The organism is Cryobacterium melibiosiphilum, assembly GCF_003602235.1.
In the GTDB taxonomy this organism is placed as follows: Bacteria; Actinomycetota; Actinomycetes; order Actinomycetales; family Microbacteriaceae; genus Cryobacterium; species Cryobacterium melibiosiphilum.
The window spans coordinates 1-3,759 of the sequence record NZ_QZVS01000017.1; the positions used below are offsets into that span (position 1 = coordinate 1).

Below are 3,759 nucleotides of genomic sequence, written 5' to 3' on the forward strand. Positions count from 1 at the left end.
GTTTCGTAGTGGTACGGGTCGGCGTTGCCTTGCACCTTGTGAATGGCGAGGGTGGGCGCAAGGCTTTGCCAGTCGGCAACGCCGACGAGACGCTCGAAAAACGCCGTCGCCGCGTGGGCGGGGTCCATCACTTCATCGCGAGTGCCCCAGGAGCCTAGGCACCACTGCTGCTGGAACAAGCCCAGCGAGCACGTAGGCGTGCCGTCAGGGTTGGTGACACCATTCAGGTCATCGCCGAACCCGACATTCACGAGTGAGCTTTCACCCATTGCAGTCATCACCCCGACGACTTGGGCGGTGCGATCCAGGGTCAAGGTGCTTGCCGCGTTCATGATGTACGCGGCGTTTTTCAGCTGCTCGCCGGAATAGCCGGCGATGGGGTCGGTGGGCACCGTGTCAGGGTCCACTGTGCCGGCTGCATTGGTACACGCTGCAGTCGCCGCTGTACCGGAGAACACAAGGATGATCAAGAGGAAGAGCGTCCCGATGAGAGCGACGGGCGCGCCAATGAGAATCAGCGCGCTTTTCCCTTTTTCGGCGGCCATCGTTATCCCTGCGCTGGTCGGATTCGATCCGCGAGCCAGGGCATAGATGGCCCGGTGCGACTCACGCTGACGTTGTATAGGCCCGCGTCGGTGGGTACTTGAACGATCAGCGCGACATCAGTGGAGCCCTCCACGATGGTGCCTGCCCCCGTCACCCGGTGAACGGGCACCTGCGCCGGGTCCGTTCCCTCATACGCGGCGGCTCCCGTCTGGGTGAGCAGGGGATACAGGTTGTTCATCCACGTGCTGGCGTCAAGTGTGGGCTGCCCGAATGTGGTCATCACTGTCTCACCTGCGGTGATCGCATCAGACTGGCTACTCGTTTCCGCTTCGGGAATAGGCAGCACGCTCGCCTCATCAGTGGGTTCATCGGGCGCAGCTGTCCCCGCCGTCGTCGGCAGCGGACTGCTGGCGCTTGTTGTCGGCGCCGGCGTACCTGGTGCCGTCGGGCCGCCCACGCACCCTGTGAGGGCGAGCGCCGCGACGAAAGGGATCACGGCGAACAGGGACCGCTTCACAATCCATCCGCCACGGCTGCGGTGACTTGGAGCCAGGCTTCACGGGTCGCCGGCGCGAGAGCGTCGTAGCTGAGCGTCCCCCCGTCGACCAAGGCAGGGTCGTGGGGCACGTCGAGCACAGTTCGGGTGAGGGAGGCGAAATGGCCGTGCAACCGCCGGTTCAACTGCGGGTCAGCCACCTTCGAGGGCGATGCCAGAACGGTAACGGCGTTCCGTACTTTCTGCTCGTGGCCCTTCTCGTAGAGTCCGTCGACAAGCCATGCGGCGCTGGCTGCGGTGTCTTCGCGGATGGTGGAGACGATGACGAGTTGGTCGGCTGCGTCGAGCGCGGCTTCCCAGTTGGATGCGCGCATGTTGTTGCCGGTGTCAATGACAATGACCCGGTAGAACCGGCTCAGGGTGGTGTGCAGCTCGTTGAACGCCTGACCATCGATGGTTGATGATGCCGCGGCGTCCTCGTCGGAGGCGAGCACGTCGAACTGGGTTGAGCCTTGTGCGCGGACGTAGTTGTCGAGGTCGCCCACCCGGGCGCTTCGGAGGTCGTTGAAACGCTCAAGGTCGCGGAGCAGATCGACGGCTGTATTGCTGTGGCGGGCGGGTTGTGCCCGCCATCCGAGCGTTCCACGCGTTTCGTTGTTGTCCCATGCAAGCGTGTATCCGCCGCGGTAGGTGCCGAACGTCGCCGCGAGCAGGAGCGTCGCAGTGGTTTTGTGGGCGCCGCCCTTGGGATTGATGACGACGACGGTTCTGGGCCCACGAAGGCTTTGCTGGACGCGATCAATGGCGTTCCGGTGCGTGAGCTCCGGCTCACCTGGAGCGAACGAGACAAGACCGCCAGTGAGCGTGCGCACGGTGCCCTGCCAGCCCATCGTTGCCGGCCCCACAAGCGCAGCTGGCCTAGATTGCAGAAAATCGTTCAGGGTCAATCGGGATGCTAGATCCTCTGAACGCTGAGCAACGTTCTCGGAGGGCTGAGCCACGTTGGGGCCAGGTTTTGGGACCGAGGCCTGTTGGTCGGCGGAGAGGGTCGTTGTGACGAGTGCTGCCGAAGCATCGAGGTCAGATAGTGCTTCCACGTGGCCGTCAGGGTAGACAGCGAGCTGTTGTTCCCCGAGTGGGTCACGGGTGTTCAGACGAACGGGGCGGCCCATGTCGTTGGCTGTTGCCGTGACCAGTGTCAGGATTTCCGCTCGCACGCTCTGTTCGTCCTCACCGGACAGAGACTGCATCACACCGTTGATCGCGACGGTACCCGTCGCGTCTGCAGCGACTGTGGCCTCAATTCTGGGGAAGGTGGGGACGGTCTCAATCATGACGTGGGGCCTCTCTCGTCGTTCGGGGAGCTGAGTGCGGAGTCTTCGTTGTGATGACCGATCAGGTAGATGCGCAGCTGATCGCGCGCAATCCGCCAACTTTTACCGATCTTCACGCCCGGCAGCCGGGTAGCCGCATCGGTGCTGGTGAGCAAGCAGCGAATGTTGCGGGGCTCCAAATTCAGGACATGAGAGACGTCGGCCACGCTCAGCATGTCGCCGTATCGGCTCAGCATCGAGTCGGGCCACGTCACCCGCGCTGTTGTCTCGTCCACTCTCCGAGCGTAACCGAACGAGGGATAAATAAGTGCGTAAAGGTATATTTCCGTATCATTTAGGTAATATGAATACAGGACGTCAGTAACCCTGAACACGGGGTAGAACTGGAGTCTATTTGAATGACAAAGAACGGTTATGAACCAAGACAGAGGGGGACTCCATATGAGCACGAGTGCAAACCGGTGGCTCGTTGGCCCTGACCAGTCAGAAAACCCTGAATTCTCCACGCCCCTCACCAAGCAACGCGAACCACGCCACGGCGCAACCACTCCCCAAGCTGGCGTTCCGGTCCCCGACGCAGCTGACCGGCGACCCCAGCGCGAAGCCGTATGGCCGGCAACGATCTGGTGGCTCGGCGTCCATGGCGGCGCCGGAGAATCCACCCTCGCCGCTCTCACCGCCGGCACCCGACCCTGTGACCATGCCTGGCCGATTCCGACGACACCTGGAACAACGCATCGCGTCGTGTTGGTGGCACGGACAAACTACGCCGGCCTGATCGCGGCGCAGCGCGCCGCGACGGAATGGGCATCAAACGTGTTGGGCGACGGCGTGCAGCTCGCCGGCCTGGTCCTTGTCGCCGACGCCCCTGGCCGCCGACCCAAAGAGCTGCGCCACCTTGAACAAGTCATTGCCGGTGGCGTCCCCCGTGTGTGGAATCTGCCTTGGGTCGATGCATGGCGACTCAGCCCACCGGACGCTACGGCTCCGCTACCCAAAGAATTTCGTTCCCTCTTCACCGATCTCGCCCTCGCACCTCCGAGCGTTCCCGCTCACAACTGAAAGGCCCGACAATGACCGTCTCCCTCGCCGCCGCACACGTGCTCAACACCGCCGGTCAACTACTCACAGCACTTCCTGACCCAGAACCACTCGCCCCACCCGGATTCGAAGCCGTCAGCACGATCCTTGCGTGGGCAAAATGGGTCGGTTTAATCGCAGCGATTCTGTCCTTGATCGCCGTCGCCGTGATGTTCATGTTCAATTCCCGACGCGGCGAAGGCGGCGAGCACGTAAAGACGTTCGTCAGCATCCTCGTTGGCGTCATGATCATCGGCGCAGCAACGGCATTGGTCGGATTCATCTCCGGCTCCTAGCCACCCC

At 62.7% G+C, this 3,759-nt stretch carries 5 protein-coding genes and 1 pseudogene; 2 read left to right on the forward strand and 4 right to left on the reverse strand.

Going from position 1 to position 3,759, the window contains the following annotated elements; genetic code table 11:
* From D6T64_RS00175 to D6T64_RS00190, 4 genes and pseudogenes are all read right to left on the reverse strand, one after another.
* Window positions 1–545: pseudogene (locus D6T64_RS00175) on the reverse strand (M23 family metallopeptidase); the annotation flags it as partial.
* A gap of 2 nt (window positions 546–547) precedes the next feature.
* Complete coding sequence (locus tag D6T64_RS22035) at window positions 548–826, reverse strand: hypothetical protein (protein ID WP_147364379.1); 279 nt, start codon at window positions 824–826, stop codon at window positions 548–550.
* Window positions 827–1,059: 233 nt separating this feature from the next.
* Window positions 1,060–2,376, reverse strand: a complete 1,317-nt coding sequence (locus tag D6T64_RS00185) for a MinD/ParA family ATP-binding protein (RefSeq protein ID WP_147364380.1) — start codon at window positions 2,374–2,376, stop codon at window positions 1,060–1,062.
* Window positions 2,373–2,651, reverse strand: coding sequence for a helix-turn-helix domain-containing protein (locus D6T64_RS00190; protein WP_147364381.1), 279 nt, complete (start codon window positions 2,649–2,651; stop codon window positions 2,373–2,375). Before D6T64_RS00190 ends, D6T64_RS00185 begins: the two co-directional genes overlap by 4 nt.
* 166 nt (window positions 2,652–2,817) lie before the next feature.
* On the opposite strand from D6T64_RS00190, the gene D6T64_RS23480 reads away from it, so the two are divergent.
* Window positions 2,818–3,438, forward strand: a complete 621-nt coding sequence (locus D6T64_RS23480) for a DUF6668 family protein (protein ID WP_119970281.1) — start codon at window positions 2,818–2,820, stop codon at window positions 3,436–3,438.
* A gap of 11 nt (window positions 3,439–3,449) precedes the next feature.
* On the forward strand, window positions 3,450–3,752 hold the full coding sequence (locus D6T64_RS00200; RefSeq protein WP_119970283.1) for a hypothetical protein: 303 nt from the start codon (window positions 3,450–3,452) through the stop codon (window positions 3,750–3,752).
* Window positions 3,753–3,759 lie beyond the last annotated feature (7 nt).